The sequence below is a fragment of the Gottfriedia sp. NPDC057991 genome (assembly GCF_042886615.1).
GTDB lineage: Bacteria > Bacillota > Bacilli > Bacillales > Bacillaceae_G > Gottfriedia.
The window spans coordinates 208,279-228,710 of sequence record NZ_JBHVQN010000006.1; the positions used below are offsets into that span (position 1 = coordinate 208,279).

Genomic DNA, 20,432 nt, shown 5'->3' on the forward strand with positions numbered 1-20,432 from the left:
TGTTAGAAAATCATTAGTTTATTATAAGAAAATTATAACATTTAGGATAAGTTAAAAAATAGAACAATTATTAATTTTTTGGTAAAGTATTCTGTAGAAGAATAAGAGGTGAATATATGTTAATTTCAGAAAAATTAGTTGAAGTAAGATATGCAGAAACAGATGCTATGGGTGTTGTGTACCATGCAAATTATTTAGTGTGGTTTGAAATTGGACGTACTCAATTAATAAGAGATTTAGGCTTTAATTATGCAGAAATGGAATCACAAGGTGTCATTTCTCCAGTAATCGATTTGAATGTTTCATACAAGAAAAGTCTACGATATGGACAGTCTGCAAAAGTTAAAACAAAAATAAAATCACTTACACCACTTAAAGTGATCTATGAATATGAAATTCTTAATGAAGAAGGCGATATTTGCTGTACAGGAAATTCAACACATGTCCTTGTTCATAAAGAAACATTTAGACCGATTAAATTTAAGAAAATGTTCCCTGAATGGTATGAAGCATATGAGAAGGCGATGGGGCAGGATTAAGCGATAGAAAAATCAAGAAGAGCATGAATGAAAAAAGATTAGAGATGGAAGAACATTAATCTTCAATCTCTAATCTTTAGCTAATCTTGCTTTTAAAATTTTACTTTTGGCTCTGTTTTGTCTTTAATTCTTTTTATATTAGGACGATGTTTATAAACGACAAAGATTGTAAGTACGATCAAAATATAAGTTATTATGTACCCATTGTCTTTAATAAGTCCCGTGTATTCCATTATAAAAGCTAAAATTGTACCAATAAAAGCTGTTAACATTGACGAAAGTGAAACGTATTTAGTTGTTTTTAAACTAATTGCGAAGATAATAATTAAGCAGACAAAAAGTAGTGGCGATGCAAATAATAAGATCCCTGCAGACGTTGCTACCGCTTTACCACCTCTAAAACCGGCAAATATTGGATACATATGACCAACAACAGCAACTAGGCCGATAATTAATGGGTGAATTCCATGATAATGGAATAATACAGGTAAAGAAGCTGCTAGTGTTCCTTTTAAAATATCTCCAAGCGTTACAATAATACCTGCTTTTTTACCTAATGTGCGGAATGTATTTGTCGCACCAAGATTTCCACTACCGTGTTGACGAATATCTACTCCGTAAAATATTTTTCCAACTACTAAACCGAATGGTACAGATCCGATTAAATAGGCTAGTACAATAATGACCAAACTCATTTTCTAGCTCCTTTTCAAACAATAATAAATTAGTGCAGTATCATATGATTTTAACACAATTTTAAGCGAATATATAGATAGTTGCTTTAGAATATTAATTCAAATGAGGAAATTAAGGGCATTTTATTTTAGGTAAAATTACTTATATATATCAATTTTAATGGAAGGAAAAAAAATATGAACCCGACAGTTTTAATCATTGAAGATGAAAAAAGATTAAGAGAAATCGTAAAAGAATATTTTGAAAACGATCAATTTACAGTGATCGAAGCAGAAGATGGAGAACAAGGCATAAAGAAATTTAATGAAAATCAAGTAGATTTAATTATTTTAGATTTAATGTTACCGAAATTAGATGGATGGGAAGTTTGTAAGTTAATTAGGGAGCAATCAAGTATTCCAATCATCATGATCACTGCTCGCTCAGAAGAAGAAGATCAATTACTTGGTTTTGATCTTGGTACAGATGAATATGTGACAAAGCCATTTAGTCCTAAAATTCTAGTAGCAAAAGCAAAGAGTGTACTTAGAAGAACAACTGATCTGAAAGAGGACGATAAAGAATCTAAAACGATTTGTGGAATTACGATCAATACGTCATCAAGGACAGCTTCAATTAAGAATGAATTATTACAACTTACGAATAAAGAGTTCGAATTATTATGTTATTTAATTGATAATAAAGGCATCGTATTAACAAGAGATCAATTATTGAATAATATTTGGGGCTTTGATTATTTTGGTGACGGAAGAACAGTTGATACACATATAAAAAAACTTAGACATAAATTGGGAGACAAAGCAAAGCATATAGCAACAGTTATTAGAGTTGGCTATAAGTTTGAGGAGTAGAAGATGAAAAATAGTATAGTCCGTAAACTGTTTTTATCAATAACGTTATTATTAGTTATTTTTTTATTAATTGTATTTGTTGGTCAATCAATCTTTATGCAATCTTTTTATACGAATAAGAAAGTAAATATTGTGACAGAGGAATTAACAAAATTTGCTAAAGGGTATAAAGCGGGTAAATTTAACAACAATCAGTTTCAACAAGAATTATCAAAACTATATTCGAAATACAATACAACTTTAGCAGTTTTAGATAAAAGAGGGGTACTAAAAGCTGAGAATAATTTTGATTTAACCGTTCTTACAAATGAAGGAAAAAAGGTATATGTACCTTTAAATAATCTATTATATTCGGATCAAATAGAAAGTATTTTAGGACTTAATATTAAAGAAAATTCAAGAATTACAATCCGAGGTTATGTCCAAGATGATTATTTTATTCCTCTCTATATAAAAACAAATATAGGGGTGTGGCAAGAGGAAAATCAACCGTCTAACACAATTCAATTGTCAACTAAAAATAGTCTTCAGGAATTGGTGAATATTGAAATTAAAGGGAAAGTTGTTAATTTACATTTACCAATTGCAAATCAATATACGTATTCAGCTCAAATGAACTCATTAATGGGTGCAATAACGGATTGGACAAAGAGTAATGAAGATTTTTCTAAATATACTGAAGAGGATTTTCCATTAATTTATCGCTACTTAGACCGAGTAAATGGATTAGAAAATAAAGTTTTTATTTACCCAATTAATACTAGTAAAGGTTCAAAAGAAGTTATTTTTGCCATTACATCACTACAACCAGTAAATGAAGCAATGTACGTTTTAAAAGATTTTTATATTTACGCATTTATTATTGCTTTATTATTGATTGTGATCGTATCTTTTTACTATTCGAAATTGATTACGAAGCCATTATTGAAAATGAACTCTGTAACAGATCAATTAGCAAAATTAAATTTTAACGAGAAAATCGATATTCAATCAGATGATGAAATTGGACAATTATCAAAATCAATTAATTCATTATCCGGGAATTTAGCTAGTACGATTGAAAATTTACAGCAGGCAAATTTTAAATTAATGAAGGATATTGAAAAAGAAAAGCAGTTAGAACAAATAAGAAAAGAGTTTATTAGTGGAGTTTCCCATGAGCTGAAAACGCCACTTAGTATTGTGCAAAGTTATGCAGAAGGGTTAAAAGATGGATTAAATATTGAAAAAAATGGTTATTATGCTGATGTAATCCTTGAAGAAGTTGATCGGATGAACGGGTTAGTTGTCGATATGCTTGAACTTTCCAAACTTCAATCGGGTACATACACACTTAAAAGTGAACCTTTCTTAATTGTGGATTGCATAGAAAATGTGATTATTCGCATGTTTGAAAATAGTAGTAATCATTGTCACTTCAATTTTAATCTAGATGAAGATACGCTCGTAATAGGTGAAAAAAGAAAAATAGAACAAGTGATCATTAATATCCTTTCAAATGCAATCCATTATGGTAACCCAGGTAGTGTCATAAAAATGAATTTATTAGATAAAGGGGAATATGTAAATATCTCTATTTTTAATGAAGGTAATCCAATCCCTGCTGATAAAATTGATAAAATTTGGGATCGCTTCTATCGAATTGATGAATCAAGAAATAGACAAAATGGTGGCACAGGTTTAGGTTTAGCAATCGTAAAAACAATCCTTGACTTACATCATTCAACTATAAAAGTTCATAATAAGAAAGATGGAGTTGAATTTATTTTTAATTTGAAAAAATATTTGAATTAAATCAAAAAGTTCACAGCAAATACACATGAGTGGGTTAAATTAATATCAATCAAAGATACCTACATATTGGAGGAATGAATTATGGGATATTATGATGAAACGGATTTATACGATGAAAATAATCATAAAAGACAAAAGAGAAGTAGACGTGGAGGGTATCCGCTTGTTACAGGCTTTATTGGAGCGATAATTGGAGCTGTAACGATCTCAATCGTATCCCCGGATATTTTTAACTTAACAAATAAACCTGCAAACTTATCAAATGATACGAATACTGTACCCACACAAGTTATTAATGTAACACGCGAAGATTTAACAACTACGATTCAAAATGCTCGTAAATTTGTAGTAGGAGTTAATAATTATCAATCATCAAATCCGTTTTCAATGGAAACGGAAGAAGCTGGATCTGGTTCAGGTGTTGTTTATAAAAAAGTAGGAAATAAAGCTCTAGTAGCTACAAATAACCACGTTGTTGCTGGTGCAAAACAATTAAAAGTAAAAATGGCAGATGGTCAATTAATTGATGCTAAACTTGTTGGAACAGATGAATTATTAGATTTAGCTGTTGTAGCAATTGATGCAAAATATGTTACGAATATCGCTAAATTAGGTGATTCAGAAAAAATTAACGTAGGTGAAACTGCTATTGCAATTGGAAATCCACTTGGATTTTTAGAAAGTACTGTAACAGAAGGTATTGTAAGTAGTAAAGCTCGTGAAATACCACAAGATATCGATGGAGATGGAGTTGCAGATTACCAAACTCAAGTAATTCAAACAGATGCAGCGATTAATCCTGGTAATAGTGGTGGTGCTTTAATCAATGCAAAAGGTGAAGTAATCGGGATTAATTCAAGTAAAATTGCCGAACAAGCTGTTGAAGGAATTGGATTTGCAATCCCAATGAATATTGCAAAACCAGCTTTAGATCAAATCGAAAAATTTGGTGAAGTGACTCGACCTGTAATGGGCGTAGGCTTAAAATCACTTGATGAAATACCGCAATTTAATATCGAAGAAACATTAAAATTACCTGGTTCAGTGACTAAAGGTGCAGTTGTTACACATGTTGATCCAAATACTCCTGCTGCGAAAGTTGGAATTAAACAATTAGACGTTATTGTTGCACTTGATGACAAACCAGTAAGTGACGTAATTACTGTTAGAGAATATCTATATTCACACAAAAAAGTTGGAGACAAATTAAAGATTACTTATTACCGTGATGGTAAATTAACGAACTCAACATTAACATTAGCTTCTAGTCAATGATTGACAGGCAATTGAATTAAGAAATATGATAAAAGAATAATAAATAAGCGAAAAGTTATCTTTTCGCTTATTTTATACAGAAAGGGTGAATAGCGAATGAGTAAATACCCATCAAGAGAAGAAATTGGCAAGATTTTAAAATCAAGTAAAGTAATTGCAGTTGTTGGATTATCAGGGGACCCGTCTAAAACGTCTTATATGGTAAGTAAGGCAATGCAAGATGCTGGATATAAAATTATTCCAGTAAATCCAACAGTTGATACTGTATTAGGCGAAAAAGCAGTATCGAGTTTAACAGAAATTAATGAAAAAGTTGATATTGTAAATGTATTTAGAAGACCTGAACACTTATTACCTGTAGCACAAGAGTTTCTTAAAATTGATTGCGATGTTTTCTTTGCACAGCTTGGAATTGAAAACGAAGAAGCATATCAATTGTTAAAAGAAAATGGTAAAACTGTCATTATGGATCGTTGTATTAAAGTTGAGCATGCAATGACTAGATAGGCCGTTAAAAAAGCTCACTGTTTCAGACTGGCCGCCAAACGCTCGTTTTCGCCTGGCTACTGTGCTCATTACCGCTTAAGGTAACTCGGCTCTTAACTTAGCCTTCGCGCCTCGAAAGTAGTCTGAAAATCAAATTTTGAAATTTGTTTTAAAATCTGCTCACTGTTAATCAGTGAGTTTTTTTAACGGAAGATCGAGTAGGCATTAAGAAAATTTGGGAATGACGAGAAATTGAGAAGACAAACTTCATAATAAATAAGCCATTAAATGCCAGTTTACACAATCTGTAAATTTGAATTTTGTTAAGCTAATTTATCAATTTTCAACTTTAAACCTGTATTTTCTTGATTCTAAAATCCAGCTTTTTATGAACTTGTCCTATTTTTTTTTTCATGTTCGACTTGTAAGTTAGGAAAAAAACCATTAACATGAACGATTAGAAGAAACATTTTATTTATAATATGATATAATGGAACAGATGTTCTTATGTAAGTGTTTAGTTAGAAAGGAGAAATGGTGTTGGCAAAGAATGAAACAACATATAACGAAGATGCGATACAGGTACTAGAAGGTTTAGAAGCTGTACGTAAACGACCTGGAATGTATATTGGCAGCACAGATAGTAGAGGTCTGCACCATTTAGTTTATGAAATCGTAGATAACTCTGTAGATGAAGCATTAGCTGGTCACGGGACTCAAATAGATGTGATTATTCATAAAGATAATAGCTTAAGCGTAAAAGACCATGGTCGTGGGATGCCTACTGGAATGCACAAAATGGGAAAACCAACTCCAGAAATTATTTTAACGGTATTACACGCAGGTGGTAAATTTGGACAAGGCGGCTACAAAACAAGTGGTGGTCTACATGGTGTTGGTGCATCAGTAGTTAATGCATTATCAGAATGGTTAACAGTTGAAATTCACCGTGAAGGAGCAATTTACAAGCAACGTTTTGAAGAGGGAGGTAAAGCTGTAACTTCATTAGAAATCATTGGTAAGACAAAACGAACTGGTACGACGATCCATTTTAAACCAGATCCGACTATTTTTAGCATGACAAATTTCAACTTTGATACTATATGTGAAAGACTTAGAGAGTCAGCTTTTTTATTAAAAGGTTTAAAAATTACAATTAAAGATGAACGACACGATACGTTCGAAGAGTTTTATTATGAAAACGGTATCGAAGCATTCGTATCGTATTTAAACGAAGAAAAAGAAGCATTACATCCTGTTGTTTTCTTTGATGGATTACAAAATAAAATAGAGGTTGAATTTTCGTTCCAATTTAACGATGGATATTCGGAAACGATGCTTTCTTTCGTAAACAATGTTCGTACAAAAGATGGTGGTACGCACGAAGTTGGTGCAAAAACTGCTTTAACAAGAGCATTCAATGAATATGCAAGAAAAGTGAGTCTTTTAAAAGAAAAAGATAAAAATCTAGATGGAGCGGATATTCGTGAGGGGTTAGCTGCAATTGTATCTGTACGAATTCCTGAAGAGCTGCTTCAATTTGAAGGACAAACAAAAGGTAAATTAGGTACTAGTGAAGCAAGATCAGCTGTTGATTCAGTTGTTTCGGATCAATTAGCTTATTTCCTGGAAGAAAATCCAGACATTGCAACTTCATTAGTAAAGAAGTCTATAAAAGCTTATCAAGCAAGGGAAGCTGCAAGAAAAGCACGAGAAGAAGCTAGAAGTGGTAAAAAGAGAAAGCGTTCAGAAACTTCTTTAAGCGGTAAGCTCACACCTGCACAGTCACGAAATCCACAGAAAAATGAATTATACCTAGTAGAAGGTGATTCAGCCGGTGGTAGTGCTAAACAAGGTCGTGATCGACGTTTCCAAGCAATCTTGCCTTTACGTGGTAAGGTAATCAATACCGAGAAAGCAAAACTAGCGGACATAATGAAAAATGAAGAGATTAATACGATTATTCATGCGATTGGTGCAGGAGTAGGTAGTGATTTTGATATTGAAGATGTTAACTATGACAAGATTGTTATTATGACCGATGCTGATACAGATGGAGCGCATATTCAAGTACTTTTATTAACATTCTTTTACCGTTATATGAAGCCATTAGTAGAGGCTGGTAAAGTTTATATTGCCTTACCTCCTTTATACAAAGTAAGTAAAGGTTCTGGAAAAAAAGAAGTAATTGAATACGCTTGGTCAGAGGTAGACCTTCAAGATGCAATCAAAAAAGTTGGTAAAGGGTATATGATTCAGCGTTATAAAGGACTGGGTGAGATGAATGCTGACCAACTTTGGGACACAACGATGGATCCAGAAACGAGAACGCTTATTCGTGTGAAAATTGATGATGCCGCTAGAGCGGATCGTCGTGTAACTACTTTAATGGGCGATAAAGTTGAACCTAGACGTAAGTGGATTGAATCAAATGTAGTATTTGATTTAGATGAAGAGGATAAAATTTTAAACAATGAGCAAGTTGAAGTAGAATCAGAAGGGAGCAAAATCTGATGCAATCATCGGAAAAATTATATAATATCCCTTTAGAAGATATAATAGGTGACCGTTTTGGTCGATATAGTAAGTATATTATTCAAGAACGAGCATTACCTGATGCACGTGACGGATTAAAGCCGGTTCAACGTCGTATTTTATATTCAATGCACGTTGAAGGAAACTTGCAAGACAAGCCGTACCGTAAATCTGCTAAAACAGTCGGAAACGTAATTGGTAATTACCATCCTCATGGTGATACTTCTGTTTATGATGCGATGGTACGTTTAAGTCAAGATTGGAAATTAAGAAATGTATTAGTCCAAATGCATGGAAATAACGGTAGTATTGATGGAGACCCGCCAGCAGCTATGCGTTATACCGAAGCTAGGTTATCAGCAATAGCAAGTGAACTATTGAGAGATATTGATAAAGAAACAGTTGATTTTGTGCCCAACTTTGACGATACAAGTATAGAACCAGTTGTTTTACCATCAATGTTTCCAAATTTATTGGTAAACGGTAGCACGGGAATCTCTGCTGGATATGCAACTGAAATACCTTCGCACCACCTTGGAGAAGTAATCGATGCGACGATTATGCGCATTGAAAATAAAAACTGTACAGTAGATGAATTAATGACTGTAATTCACGGTCCTGATTTTGCTACTGGAGGGATCATTCAAGGGGTAGATGGAATAAAAAAAGCTTATGAAACAGGAAAAGGAAAAATCATTATTCGAAGTCGTGTTCATACCGAGGATTTACGAGGTGGAAAACAGGCATTAATCATTACTGAAATTCCTTCAGAAGTGAATAAAGCGAATTTAGTAAAGAAGATGGATGAAGTTCGTCTTGATCGAAAAGTTGATGGAATTACGGAAGTACGTGATGAAACAGATCGTACTGGACTACGTATTGTCATTGAACTGAAAAAAGATGCGAATAACGAAGCAATTTTAAATTATTTATATAAAAATACTGAGCTTCAAATACCTTATAACTTCAATATGGTTGCAATTTATAATCGTACACCAAAACAGATGTCATTACCTGCAATTCTTGATGCTTATATTGAACATCAAAAAGAAGTCATTACAAATCGTTCAAACTTTGATTTAAGAAAAGCAAAAGCTCGCCAACATGTTGTAGAAGGTTTAATGAAGGCTTTATCGATTTTAGATGAAGTAATTACAACAATCCGTTCTGCAAATGATAAACGCGATGCAAAAGATAAGTTAATCGCTCAATTTGAGTTTACTGAACAACAAGCTGAAGCGATTGTTATGTTACAGTTATATCGTTTAACAAATACTGATATTACTGCATTACAAGAAGAAGCAGATGAATTAGATAAAAAGATCAAACAGCTTGAAGCAATTTTAAACAGTGAAACAAAATTATTGTCAGTTATAAAAACAGACTTAAAGAAAATTAAGTTAAAATATGCAGACGACAGACGTTCGACAATTCAAAAAGAGATTGAAGAAATTAAAATTGCTAGAGAAGATATAATAGCTCAAGAAGACGTGATAGTTACGGTTACAAGTGAAGGTTACGTTAAACGAACAAGTCCAAGATCTTATTCAGCTTCAAATGGTAAAGATTACGGTATGAAAGAAGGCGACCGTTTAATTTACCAAATAGAAAGTACAACGACAGATACACTAATTTTATTTACGTCAAAAGGTAATTATTTATATTTACCAATTCATGAAATGCAGGATATTAGATGGAAAGATATGGGGCAACATGTTGCTAATATTATTCCTATTGAGCGTGACGAAGCAATTCTTTCTGCTACAGTCGTGAATAATTTTGAAGAAAATAAAGATTATATTTTATTTGTTACTAAAAATGGTGTTGTAAAACGTACAAGTATACAGCAATTAAAAGTACAACGATATTCTAAACCACTTGTCGGTATGTCAATTAAGTCAGATGATTCCTTAATATTTGCTGGTGTCATTTCAGAAACTGATCAAGTGTTGTTGGCTACAAATTCAGGATACACATTGTTATTTAATGTTGAAGAGATTAGCATTCAAGGTTTAAGAGCTGGTGGAGTTAAAGGTATTAACTTAAAGGATAATGATTTTGTTGTTTCTGCAGACACCATCAGTAATGAAGTGAAAGAAATATTCTGTGCAACACATCGAGGGGCAATTAAAAAAATGAAACTCGATACGATCCCTCAAAGTTCTAGAGGTACTCGAGGTGTTAAAGTACTTCGAGATTTAAAAAATAATCCTCATATGTTAATTGGGGTATACGCAATAAATGAAAAAGATATGTTTGCTTTATTAAGTAAATCCGGGCAATTTGAGACAGTTGACCCAACTGATTTAAGAAATAGTGATCAATATAGTAATGGTTCATTTGTTATGGATACAGATGATTCTGGTGAAATAAAGACAATTATTCGATATAAAAAAGAAGAAAATAATTAAAAAAAGACCTATTCCAAACTTTTTGGAATAGGTTTTTTTGTCGAATTTGTTGAAAAACGTAAAATGATACTAGGAAAATGTTTTTTGAGGAATTAACCAAAGGAAACACATTATAATCTTTTAATTTTATATTTCGGAAATAAGGAAAAAAGGTTTTTAATGTTTTTTTAATGGTAATAATTGCCTATAATAACAGAGAATCGACAGAATTGTCGAAATATTTTGAACCAAAAGAACTTGTCTAACGAAAAAATATAGCTTACTATTTTCTTAAGAATTTTAAATTTTCAAAAAAATAGGTTATCAAGGGGGCGTACATATGGTTTTTAAGAAGGGATTTGCAATTTTAGCATCAGTATCGTTAACTGCGGGTATTTTAGCAGGCTGTGGTAATAGTAGTTCAAAGGATGGAAACCAGGTCATTAAAATTGCTACAAATACACCGTTATCTGGTAATAATGCAATTTTAGGTGAATCCATTAAACTTGGAGCTCAGCTTGCATTAGAGGATCAAAAAGCAGCTTTCAAAAAATTAGGCTTTGATTTAAAAATTGTACCTTATGATGACCAAGGGGATCCGAAAAAAGGTGTAGCAAATGCTGAGCAGTTAGCTGCAGACAATAAAATCCTTGGTGTTGTAGGACACTTAAACTCTGGTGTAGCAATTCCTTCTTCAGTAAAGTATGAGAAAGACCATATCGTAATGGTATCTCCTTCAAATACTGCAAATGAAGTAACTGATCGTGGATTAGGAGTCGTTAACCGAATTTGTGCTCGTGATGACTTCCAAGGTCCTGCAGGTGCAAATTTTGCTGTTAATACTTTAAAAGCTAAAAAGATTTTTATCATTCAAGATAAAACACCTTACGGAACTGGTTTAGCAAATGAATTCAAAGGTGCTGCTGAGAAATTAGGCGCTAAAATTTTAGGTGAAGAGGGGATCTCAATCGGTGATAAAGACTTTAGCGGTGTATTAAATAATGCGATTGCGAAAAAGCCTGATTTAGTATTCTTTGGAGGACTTTATGCTGAAGGAGGAATTTTATTAAAACAAGCTCGTGAAAAAGGATTAAACATCCCATTCATGGGTGGAGATGGAATGGACTCTTCAGGATTAGTTGATATTGCTGGAGATGCAGTTAAAAACTTCTACTATACTTCAGTAGCTGGTGACACATTAAAAACAGATAAAGGTAAAGCATTTGCTGACGCATATAAATCTAAATTTAATAAAAATATCGAATCTTTCTCTTCTTACGGTTATGATTCTGCTGGCGTATTATTAGAAGGATTAAAAAATGCGATCAATGATAACAAAGGAAAAACGCCAACACGTGAACAGGTTGAAAAAGCAGTACGCGCAATCCAAGATTATGATGGTGTAGTTACGAAGGTTGGATTCGACGATAAAGGGGACAACAAATACGCGAAAGTATTTATCTATACGTTTAAAGAAGCTAAATATCCTGGTACTCAAGAAGGCGAAGTTAATAAACCTTAATTAGTAGCATAGCCTACTAAATATCAGATAAGCAAAGTAGTGAAAAAAGAAAAGAGTATCACGTTTTACGGGATACTCTTTTCTTCTAAATAAGGTGAGAAAATTGTAAAATTTTGGAAGTTGATGAAATAAACTACATTATTTATAGGAGGTCTCATACATGAATGAAGTAATCCAAACATTACCTCAAGTGCTAATAGACGGTCTTGTTTTAGGAGCAGTTTATGCAATTGTAGCACTCGGTTACACGATGGTTTATGGGATATTGGAACTAATTAACTTTGCACATGGTGAAATATTCATGGCGGGTGCATTTATTGGTACTGCGGTATTAATTACATTTACTGGATTAGGTTTATTAAGTAGTTTACCTGCAATTATCGTGTTAGCAATCGTTTTAATAATTGCTTCTGTAGCAACTGGATTCCTAGGAATGGGGATCGAACGAGTAGCTTATCGACCATTACGAAAGGCACCAAAGTTAATTACATTAATTACAGCAATTGGTATTTCATTTTTACTTCAAGATATCGTACGTTTTATTGCTGAATTAAAAGAAGGAAATTACATTATTACTGGCCCATCACTATTTTCAGGACAACACCAAATTAAAACTAGCTCAATTCTTTCTTCATTTGGAAATGCACAAATTAAATCAGCATCAATCATTATTTTAGTTGTTGCAGTTGTAATGATGATTTCATTAGATTACTTCATCAATAAAACAAAATGGGGCACAGCAATGCGTGCAGTAGCTCAAGATCGTGAAACTGCATCATTAATGTCTGTAAACGTTAATAAAGTCATCTCTTTAACATTCTTTTTAGGTTCTGGATTAGGTGGTGCAACTGGTGTGCTATTTGCATTACAGTACAACACAATTGATCCGTATATCGGTTTTATTTTAGGCCTAAAAGCATTTACAGCAGCAGTATTAGGAGGAATCGGAAATATCCGTGGTGCGATGCTTGGCGGTTTATTAATCGGTGTAATCGAAGTGTTTGCGGCAACAAATTTATCAAATTTAACACATGGCATTTTCCCATCAGAATATAAAGATGTTGTTGCATTTGGAATTTTAATTTTAGTTCTAATATTCAAGCCAGAAGGTTTATTAGGTAAACCTGTAGCTGAGAAAGTGTAGGTGAATTAGGTGAAGAGCTTATTAGAAGGGTTGAAACAATCAAACAAACTTCAAGGAATTTTCTTAGGAGCTTATATCGTTGTTACATCATTAGGATTATTCCTATTGCAAGAATCCGTAACGGCATTTCTATTAATCTTGTTCTCACTTTACTTATTATATAAAACTAATTTTCCAGTCAAATTAAAATGGAGCATTGGAATACTAGTTTTAACGGTGATCATGCCGTATGTTGCATCACAAGGTACAGCATTTGAATCATATATGGGTGTAGCGACATTAGTTGGAATCTATGTTGCAATGGCACTTGGATTAAATGTAGTAGTTGGTTTAGCGGGTCTACTAGATTTAGGATTCGTTGCATTCTTTGCAATCGGTTCATATACTTATGCAATTTTTTCTACTAAACAAGTAACGAATTTCTTACATTTTGATTTCCTTCCTTTTTCAGGAAACTCGTTCTGGGTATTTATAATAATCGGTGGAATAATCGCTGCAATTGCAGGTGTATTATTAGGTATTCCAGTACTTCGTGTAAAAGGTGATTATTTAGCAATTGTAACACTTGGATTTGGAGAAATAATTCGAATTGTATTTAATAACTTAGATAAACCGGTAAATATTACTGGTGGAGCACAAGGTATTCCATCTATTCCACCTCCGATTATTTTTGGAATAGAGATTGATAATTCTGGTCAATTCTATTATGTCGTGTTAGTTGTTTTAGCAATCGTCATTTTAGCTGTTACTAGATTACAAGATTCTAAGCTTGGACGTTCATGGAAGGCTGTACGTGAGAATGAAATCGCTGCACAAGCATCAGGTATTCACTTAGTACGTACGAAATTAATTGCATTTGCAATCGGTGCATCTTTCTCAGGAATGATGGGAGTAGTATTCTCTGCAAAGCAAATGTTCATTGATCCAACAAGCTTTACGTTACTTGAATCGATTACGATCTTGGTAATGGTTATTTTAGGCGGAATGGGTAGCGTTCCAGGTGTTATCCTTGGAGCAGCACTTGTAACAATCTTAAATCTACAAGTATTAACAGAAGTAACAAACTATTTAAACCAATTAACATTAGATGGAGTCATTAATTTACCACCGGCTCTATCGCCTTCTAAAATGCAGCGTATGATTTTTGGGCTTATTTTAGTACTTGCAGCAATTTTCAGGCCAAAAGGATTATTGCCTGCCAAAAATAAGGTAGTTCCAAAAGAAGACGTCGTAGATCAAACTGTAGTCGAAGAAAAAACACGCACAGTTTCATTATAAGAAAGGAGGTTATCAAATGTTAAAAACAACGAATTTAACGAAAAGCTTTGGTGGTTTAACAGCTGTTAATAATGTAAATATTGACATTAAAGAAGGATCAATTACAGCGGTAATTGGACCAAATGGAGCTGGGAAAACAACGTTTTTTAATATGATTACAGGTGTGTATACTCCTAGTAGTGGTGAAATTTTGCTAGGCAATGAGAGTTTAGTAGGGCTAAAGCCACATACAGTTAATAAAAAAGGGATCTCTCGTACATTCCAAAATATTCGTTTATTTAATAGTATGACTACTTTAGAAAATGTCATGGTAGGAATGCATCAGCATTTAAAGTATGGTGTTTTTTCAACAATATTCCATTTACCTAAATATAAAAAAGCAGAAAAATCGGCGATGAAAGAAGCATATAAATGGTTAGAATACGTTGGCTTAGCTGATATTTATAATGAGGAAGCATCAAGTCTATCATACGGTGCACAAAGACGACTTGAAATCGCTCGTGCATTAGCATCTCAGCCAAGAATCTTACTTTTAGATGAGCCAGCTGCAGGGATGAATCCGAAAGAAACGAAAGAATTGACTGATTTAATCTATCAAATGAGAGATGATCTTAACTTAACGATCGTCTTAATCGAGCATGATATGAAGCTTGTAATGGAAATATCTGAGTATCTATTTGTACTTGATCATGGCGAAAAAATTGCAGAAGGAAAACCACTCGAAATTCGAAATAATCAAAAAGTAATTGAAGCATATTTAGGAAAAAGTGCAGTGACTACTGCATAGTGAAAGGAGTACGAAAAGATGACGCTATTACAATTAAAAGATATTAACTCTTTTTACGGTGGTATTCAAGCATTGAAGGATATTAACATTGAAGTAAATGAAGGTGAAATTGTAACACTAATTGGAAGTAACGGTGCGGGAAAATCTACTACTCTAAAAACGATTTGTGGACAAGTTAAACCAAAATCTGGAACGCTGATTTATAAAGGTGAAGAAATTATAAAGCTACAAGCTCATGAAATTGCCTTAAAGGGAATCGCACATGTGCCAGAAGGAAGAAGAATCTTTTCTAAATTAAGTGTAAAAGAAAATTTAGAGATGGGTGCTTTCTCAGTTAAGGATAAAAAACTAATTGCCGCACGTATGGAAATGGTATTTGATTATTTTCCAAGACTAAAAGAGCGCCTAAGTCAAAAAGGTGGAACGATGAGTGGTGGAGAACAACAAATGCTAGCGATTGGCAGAGGACTGATGATGGGACCATCATTGCTAATGCTAGATGAACCGTCTATGGGTCTTGCTCCAATTATTGTTGAACAAATATTTGAAATCATTGAGCAACTAAACAAACAAGGAATGACAATCTTATTAGTCGAACAAAACGCATACCAAGCATTACAAATCGCTCACCGTGGCTATGTAATTCAAACTGGTGAGATTCAAATGGTTGGTGAAGGTAAGACATTAATGAATAATGAAGAAGTGAAAAAAGCATATTTAGCATAATGAATATGCAAATCAAAAATAGATAAAGTAAAAGAGGGGATGGATCATAAATCAGTTCAACTGACATATGAACATCCTTTTTTGATGTAAATGAATGTAAAAATTCATAGACAGAAGGGATCTCGGAGGCACTGATCATTTTAAGTCTATGTTTCAGACTTTTTTAAAGATAAATGGCAGATTTGAATTAATATTTTATTGTTTAAAAGAAAGGCTGTTTTCGTAAACTTTGTTGTTTTTAGAGAGGGTATTGTTAATACCCTCTCTTTTCATAAGCATATGATGCTCTTTTTCTTACACATTCCATTTCATCCATTAAAAATTTTTCAAGAAGAGTTTGTATCACAAGATTATTTCCGTCTATTTCTCCAAGTCCGTAAGCCACCTGCCATCTTGCATCGAAGTCTGGAAAAGAAATTGTGTGTTGAGCAATGGAAATCAGTTGTTTTGGATTTTCTATCAAGCTATCGATTATAATTTCACACTCATTATCTCTCGCTAATATATATTGAAATTCGTTTAATAACTCTGAATTCCAATTATTAACTGGGGTTTCAATCAATAGTTTATCGACAAGTTTATAAATCCTATCCCAATGCAGATAATCAGTTTCCCATTCTCCATATGATTTATCTGATGTCTTAGCCCAAACCCTAAAATTCTCTATTTCAAGTAGCAATTCAACCATGTATAGTTTCTCCTCCTTATCAGGCACTTCTAAGCATTTGAACTGTTGTGTTATTTGATTTTTGGCAAGCTGAAATAAGCATTTGCTCCACTTGTTTTTCAAAGGATAAATGCTTATCTATTTCCAACCATCGGAACCAGTAAAGATAGTTATCAAGATATTTAGTTGCAACGCCTTGAAATCTATCCATCCATGTTTTTAATCGACTGTGAAAGTTATTTACGTTTTGAACATGATAAATTCCCTTTTTAACTCGCTGTTTTTGTCGTTCGTTTATCGTTTCATGATGATAACCTTTAATCTTAGCGAATTTTTTATAATTCGTAGCAGTATCTGTACATAAAACGGAAGTAGGATGAATATATCTTCCTATCACAGCATCAATTTCTTCAGCTCTTACACGACCAGTACCTGCTTTTAAAGCGATAATATTATGATTTCTATCTTGTGCCACAACAACGGCAATTTTTAGGTCAGAAATACCTCTTTTTTTGTCCTTTGTTGAACGTTTCTTAGCCTTACGATGTGTAACTTTTCTACCTTTCATAGACTCACGAAAGAAAGTTTCATCGCTTTCTACAATACCAAATAACTGTTCAAAATCTAACGAACGTAATGCATTCAGTATTTTATGTCTCCAATAAAATGCAGTAGAAATGTGTATTTTAAGACGTTTAGCGATTTTAGGAAGTGTATATCCTTCAACCATCATTTCCATATACTTAACCCATTTCTCAGGATAACGAGAACCTGAAAATGGTGTGTTGGTCATATCATTGAAAGTCTTATTGCAATCTTTGCAAAGATAACGTTGTCGTGACTTATATTTACCATTTCTCTTAATGGCTGTACTACCGCAATGAACGCATGCCATTCCACTACTAAATCGACTTTCACGAATTTGTTTAAGTAGTTTGGTAATTTTATCTGGTTCATCTGGAAATAAGTCATTTTTCAACGCTTTAAATAACGCTAATTGTTCTTGTTTTGTAAGTTCATTTACATTTTCATACACATCTAACCACATGCCGAACGCCTCCTAAAACATGATTATATCAAGCCTTATTAATCATGGTCAAGAAAGCAACAATCTATACGAAAACAGCCAAAAGAAATATGCTAGTGTTACACTCCAAAGTATCCACAATGATCTAATATTTCAGTTGAAATACCTTTACTGGTATAGGTTATTTTTCACTTTATTTGCAGATTTGATGAATTTAATTGCAGTTCAGTCGGTCGGTATTAACACGATACTTCATTTAATTGATTTACTACGATTTTCTCAAAGGTAATAAAAAGAGGGAACCCCATAGGGATTCCCTCATTAATATGAAATGTTTATTTATTAGAAATAAATTCCGAAACTTTTAATTGATCTTCACTTGACGAATTGTTAATTGAAGATTGAAGTGATTCCTCTAGTAAACTACGATTCTTGTAAAAATCTTCATGTTTACTATTATAATAGTACTTCACTGCTTCTAAATCTGAGAAAAACTCTTTTCCAAGCTTTAGAAGAAATGTTACTGGAAGTCCTTCGATCACTACTGTATTTACATTTTCAGAAATTTCATTTACCGTACTGTTTGAAGTTGAAATCATTGCCTCGTTTAATTCTCTAACAAGTAATTGTTCGAACCCTTTTATTTTAGTGTTTCTTTTGTTCACGATTCGCTTTTTGTTTGTCTTTAATAAACGAATGGAATGATGTTTATCAAGCAATACTGCTGAACGTTTCTTTTTCTTTAAAAAAATGCTGCTACTCAAAACTAGCACTCCCTTCTGATAGTATAGGTATATAAATAAAACAACTTTTCTATCATACCAAGTAATGCTCATACTGTAAAGGTTTTATCTTTACATGTTAGGTTTCCAAAAAATATTCAAAAAATTCACCGTATTTTTTTCTCATAAATGTTCATAATAATATTTGACTTAATCATTGACACTTTGTTAAAATAACAACATATTATTTATTACATATAACGTTGACGGAAAGAAGTACCTAAAGATTATTTTGTATAGCGAATTGAGGATGGTGTGAGCTCAATCAAAACCTTTAGCGAAAGGCATTCCTGAGTTAATTCTTAAAGTGGACAATTTTTTTAATTGTCAACTAGGGTGGAACCGCGGGTGCATATACAGCTCTCGTCCCTAGGCAGAAAATGCCTAAGGATGAGAGCTTTTTTATTTTCATTCTTGCATTTTCAAAAAACAATTGAAAATTGGAGGCAAATGAAATGTCAGAGAAATCGATGGATGTCGTAGTAAGTCATGCTAAACACAGAGGATTTGTATTCCCAGGTTCTGAAATTTACGGTGGTTTAGCAAATACGTGGGATTATGGTCCACTTGGTGTTGAATTAAAAAATAATGTGAAAAAAGCTTGGTGGAAAAAGTTTGTTCAGCAAAGTCCATATAATGTTGGATTAGATGCTGCAATCTTAATGAATCCACGTACATGGGAAGCATCAGGTCATATTGGTAACTTCAATGATCCAATGATCGATTGCAAAAATTGTAAAGCTCGTCATCGCGCAGATAAATTAATTGAAAATGCACTTGAAGAAAAAGGAATGGAAATTATCGTTGATGGTCTTCCATTTTCAGAAATGGCTAAATTAATTGAGGAACATAAAATTGCTTGTCCTGATTGTGGTAGCCATGATTTTACAGATATTCGTCAATTTAACCTAATGTTTAAAACATTCCAAGGTGTTACAGAGTCAAGTACGAATGAAATTTTCTTACGTCCTGAAACAGCACAAGGTATTTTCGTAAACTTTAAAAATGTTCAACGTACAATGAGAAAGAAAGTTCCATTTGGTATCGCTCAAATCGGTAAAAGCTTCCGTAACGAAATTACTCCAGGAAATTTCACGTTCCGTACTCGTGAATTTGAACAAATGGAGCTTGAATTCTTCTGTAAACCAGGTGAAGAGTTAGAGTGGTATTCTTATTGGAAAGAAACTGCTAATAAATGGCTTTTAGCTTTAGGTATGAATGAAGAATATCTTCGTTTACGTGAACATAGTGCAGATGAATTATCACACTATAGTAACGCGACAACTGATTTTGAATATAAATTCCCATTTGGTTGGGGTGAATTATGGGGCATTGCGTCTCGTACAGATTATGATTTAAAACAACATATGGAATATTCAACAGAAGATTTCACATATCATGATCCAATTACAAATGAAAAATACGTACCATATTGTATCGAGCCATCATTAGGTGCGGATCGTGTTACATTAGCATTTTTAATTGATGCTTATGAAGAAGAGGCATTAGAAGATGGTACTTCTCGTACAGTAATGCGTCTACATCCTGCATTAGCACCATATAAGGCAGCAATTTTACCATTATCTAAAAAATTATCAGAAAATGCACAAGAAGTATTTGCTTCTTTAGCAGAAGATTTCAATGTTGATTTTGATGAAACTGGTTCAATTGGTAAACGTTATAGACGTCAAGATGAAATCGGTACTCCTTTCTGTATCACATACGACTTCGATTCAATTGAAGATGGAAAAGTAACAGTTCGTGACCGTGACACAATGGAGCAAACTCGTGTTGCAATCAGTGAATTACAATCATTTTTAGCAAATAAAATTAAATTTTAATTTAGTTTTTTGAAATAAGGTGTCCTTTTGGACATCTTTTTTCATATATTTTACTAAAGCTTGTTTAAAGTTTAAGAAATTTACTAAAAATG

17 protein-coding genes and 1 other annotated feature are annotated in these 20,432 nt (G+C 33.0%); of the genes, 13 read left to right on the forward strand and 4 right to left on the reverse strand.

Annotated features, from left to right (window positions below; all coding sequences use genetic code 11):
• Positions 1–116 precede the first annotated feature (116 nt).
• A complete protein-coding gene (locus ACFVR2_RS19900; protein ID WP_387365672.1) occupies positions 117–539 on the forward strand; it encodes an acyl-CoA thioesterase in 423 nt (140 codons plus the stop codon).
• Positions 540–631: 92 nt separating this feature from the next.
• On the opposite strand, the gene plsY is transcribed toward ACFVR2_RS19900, so the two are convergent.
• Entirely contained in the window at positions 632–1,234 is a 603-nt protein-coding gene (gene plsY, locus ACFVR2_RS19905; RefSeq protein WP_387365675.1) for a glycerol-3-phosphate 1-O-acyltransferase PlsY, read from the reverse strand.
• Positions 1,235–1,411: 177 nt separating this feature from the next.
• Between plsY and ACFVR2_RS19910 the strand changes: the two genes are divergently transcribed.
• The 11 genes from ACFVR2_RS19910 to ACFVR2_RS19960 all read left to right on the forward strand — a co-directional run bounded on the left by ACFVR2_RS19910 (position 1,412) and on the right by ACFVR2_RS19960 (position 16,023).
• Positions 1,412–2,086 (forward strand): response regulator transcription factor, encoded by a 675-nt coding sequence (locus tag ACFVR2_RS19910; protein WP_387365678.1) that lies wholly within the window; start codon positions 1,412–1,414, stop codon positions 2,084–2,086.
• A 3-nt stretch (positions 2,087–2,089) separates the two neighbouring features.
• Positions 2,090–3,880: a sensor histidine kinase gene (locus ACFVR2_RS19915; protein ID WP_387365681.1), complete on the forward strand. Its 1,791-nt coding sequence runs from the start codon at positions 2,090–2,092 to the stop codon at positions 3,878–3,880.
• Positions 3,881–3,961: 81 nt separating this feature from the next.
• Positions 3,962–5,155, forward strand: coding sequence for a S1C family serine protease (locus ACFVR2_RS19920; protein ID WP_387365684.1), 1,194 nt, complete (start codon positions 3,962–3,964; stop codon positions 5,153–5,155).
• Between the two features lie 96 nt (positions 5,156–5,251).
• Complete coding sequence (locus ACFVR2_RS19925; RefSeq protein ID WP_129691909.1) at positions 5,252–5,662, forward strand: CoA-binding protein; 411 nt, start codon at positions 5,252–5,254, stop codon at positions 5,660–5,662.
• Between the two features lie 519 nt (positions 5,663–6,181).
• The gene (gene parE / locus ACFVR2_RS19930) at positions 6,182–8,155 is read left to right on the forward strand and encodes a DNA topoisomerase IV subunit B (RefSeq protein ID WP_387365688.1); all 1,974 of its coding nucleotides are present in this window, start codon (positions 6,182–6,184) and stop codon (positions 8,153–8,155) included.
• Positions 8,155–10,587 (forward strand): DNA topoisomerase IV subunit A, encoded by a 2,433-nt coding sequence (gene parC, locus ACFVR2_RS19935; RefSeq protein WP_387365691.1) that lies wholly within the window; start codon positions 8,155–8,157, stop codon positions 10,585–10,587. Before parE ends, parC begins: the two co-directional genes overlap by 1 nt.
• Before the next feature lie 319 nt (positions 10,588–10,906).
• Positions 10,907–12,088: a branched-chain amino acid ABC transporter substrate-binding protein gene (locus ACFVR2_RS19940; protein ID WP_387365694.1), complete on the forward strand. Its 1,182-nt coding sequence runs from the start codon at positions 10,907–10,909 to the stop codon at positions 12,086–12,088.
• A gap of 160 nt (positions 12,089–12,248) precedes the next feature.
• Entirely contained in the window at positions 12,249–13,232 is a 984-nt protein-coding gene (locus ACFVR2_RS19945; RefSeq protein WP_387365697.1) for a branched-chain amino acid ABC transporter permease, read from the forward strand.
• 9 nt (positions 13,233–13,241) lie between these two features.
• The gene (locus ACFVR2_RS19950; RefSeq protein ID WP_387365700.1) at positions 13,242–14,510 is read left to right on the forward strand and encodes a branched-chain amino acid ABC transporter permease; all 1,269 of its coding nucleotides are present in this window, start codon (positions 13,242–13,244) and stop codon (positions 14,508–14,510) included.
• Positions 14,511–14,526: 16 nt separating this feature from the next.
• The gene (locus ACFVR2_RS19955; protein WP_387365703.1) at positions 14,527–15,297 is read left to right on the forward strand and encodes an ABC transporter ATP-binding protein; all 771 of its coding nucleotides are present in this window, start codon (positions 14,527–14,529) and stop codon (positions 15,295–15,297) included.
• An 18-nt stretch (positions 15,298–15,315) separates the two neighbouring features.
• Positions 15,316–16,023 (forward strand): ABC transporter ATP-binding protein, encoded by a 708-nt coding sequence (locus ACFVR2_RS19960; RefSeq protein WP_387365706.1) that lies wholly within the window; start codon positions 15,316–15,318, stop codon positions 16,021–16,023.
• 253 nt (positions 16,024–16,276) lie between these two features.
• Here ACFVR2_RS19960 and ACFVR2_RS19965 read toward each other — a convergent pair whose 3' ends face one another.
• The 3 genes from ACFVR2_RS19965 to ACFVR2_RS19975 form a co-directional block, all read right to left on the reverse strand.
• On the reverse strand, positions 16,277–16,711 hold the full coding sequence (locus ACFVR2_RS19965) for a hypothetical protein (protein ID WP_387365709.1): 435 nt from the start codon (positions 16,709–16,711) through the stop codon (positions 16,277–16,279).
• Between the two features lie 19 nt (positions 16,712–16,730).
• The gene (locus ACFVR2_RS19970; RefSeq protein WP_387365712.1) at positions 16,731–17,738 is read right to left on the reverse strand and encodes an IS1595 family transposase; all 1,008 of its coding nucleotides are present in this window, start codon (positions 17,736–17,738) and stop codon (positions 16,731–16,733) included.
• Positions 17,739–18,052: 314 nt separating this feature from the next.
• A complete protein-coding gene (locus ACFVR2_RS19975) occupies positions 18,053–18,481 on the reverse strand; it encodes a hypothetical protein (protein ID WP_387365715.1) in 429 nt (142 codons plus the stop codon).
• Positions 18,482–18,693: 212 nt separating this feature from the next.
• Positions 18,694–18,873, forward strand: a binding site (T-box leader).
• A gap of 81 nt (positions 18,874–18,954) precedes the next feature.
• Here ACFVR2_RS19975 and ACFVR2_RS19980 point away from each other — a divergent pair.
• On the forward strand, positions 18,955–20,340 hold the full coding sequence (locus ACFVR2_RS19980) for a glycine--tRNA ligase (protein ID WP_387365718.1): 1,386 nt from the start codon (positions 18,955–18,957) through the stop codon (positions 20,338–20,340).
• Positions 20,341–20,432: the final 92 nt, after the last annotated feature.

Coding starts and splice junctions, on each gene's coding strand:
- parC (WP_387365691.1), top strand. CDS start 8,155: ATGCAATCATCGGAAAAATTATATAATATCCCTTTAGAAGATATAATA.
- ACFVR2_RS19920 (WP_387365684.1), top strand. CDS start 3,962: ATGGGATATTATGATGAAACGGATTTATACGATGAAAATAATCATAAA.
- ACFVR2_RS19910 (WP_387365678.1), top strand. CDS start 1,412: ATGAACCCGACAGTTTTAATCATTGAAGATGAAAAAAGATTAAGAGAA.
- ACFVR2_RS19960 (WP_387365706.1), top strand. CDS start 15,316: ATGACGCTATTACAATTAAAAGATATTAACTCTTTTTACGGTGGTATT.
- ACFVR2_RS19925 (WP_129691909.1), top strand. CDS start 5,252: ATGAGTAAATACCCATCAAGAGAAGAAATTGGCAAGATTTTAAAATCA.
- ACFVR2_RS19940 (WP_387365694.1), top strand. CDS start 10,907: ATGGTTTTTAAGAAGGGATTTGCAATTTTAGCATCAGTATCGTTAACT.
- ACFVR2_RS19900 (WP_387365672.1), top strand. CDS start 117: ATGTTAATTTCAGAAAAATTAGTTGAAGTAAGATATGCAGAAACAGAT.
- ACFVR2_RS19955 (WP_387365703.1), top strand. CDS start 14,527: ATGTTAAAAACAACGAATTTAACGAAAAGCTTTGGTGGTTTAACAGCT.
- ACFVR2_RS19965 (WP_387365709.1), bottom strand. CDS start 16,711: ATGGTTGAATTGCTACTTGAAATAGAGAATTTTAGGGTTTGGGCTAAG.
- ACFVR2_RS19980 (WP_387365718.1), top strand. CDS start 18,955: ATGTCAGAGAAATCGATGGATGTCGTAGTAAGTCATGCTAAACACAGA.
- plsY (WP_387365675.1), bottom strand. CDS start 1,234: ATGAGTTTGGTCATTATTGTACTAGCCTATTTAATCGGATCTGTACCA.
- ACFVR2_RS19945 (WP_387365697.1), top strand. CDS start 12,249: ATGAATGAAGTAATCCAAACATTACCTCAAGTGCTAATAGACGGTCTT.
- ACFVR2_RS19970 (WP_387365712.1), bottom strand. CDS start 17,738: ATGTGGTTAGATGTGTATGAAAATGTAAATGAACTTACAAAACAAGAA.
- ACFVR2_RS19915 (WP_387365681.1), top strand. CDS start 2,090: ATGAAAAATAGTATAGTCCGTAAACTGTTTTTATCAATAACGTTATTA.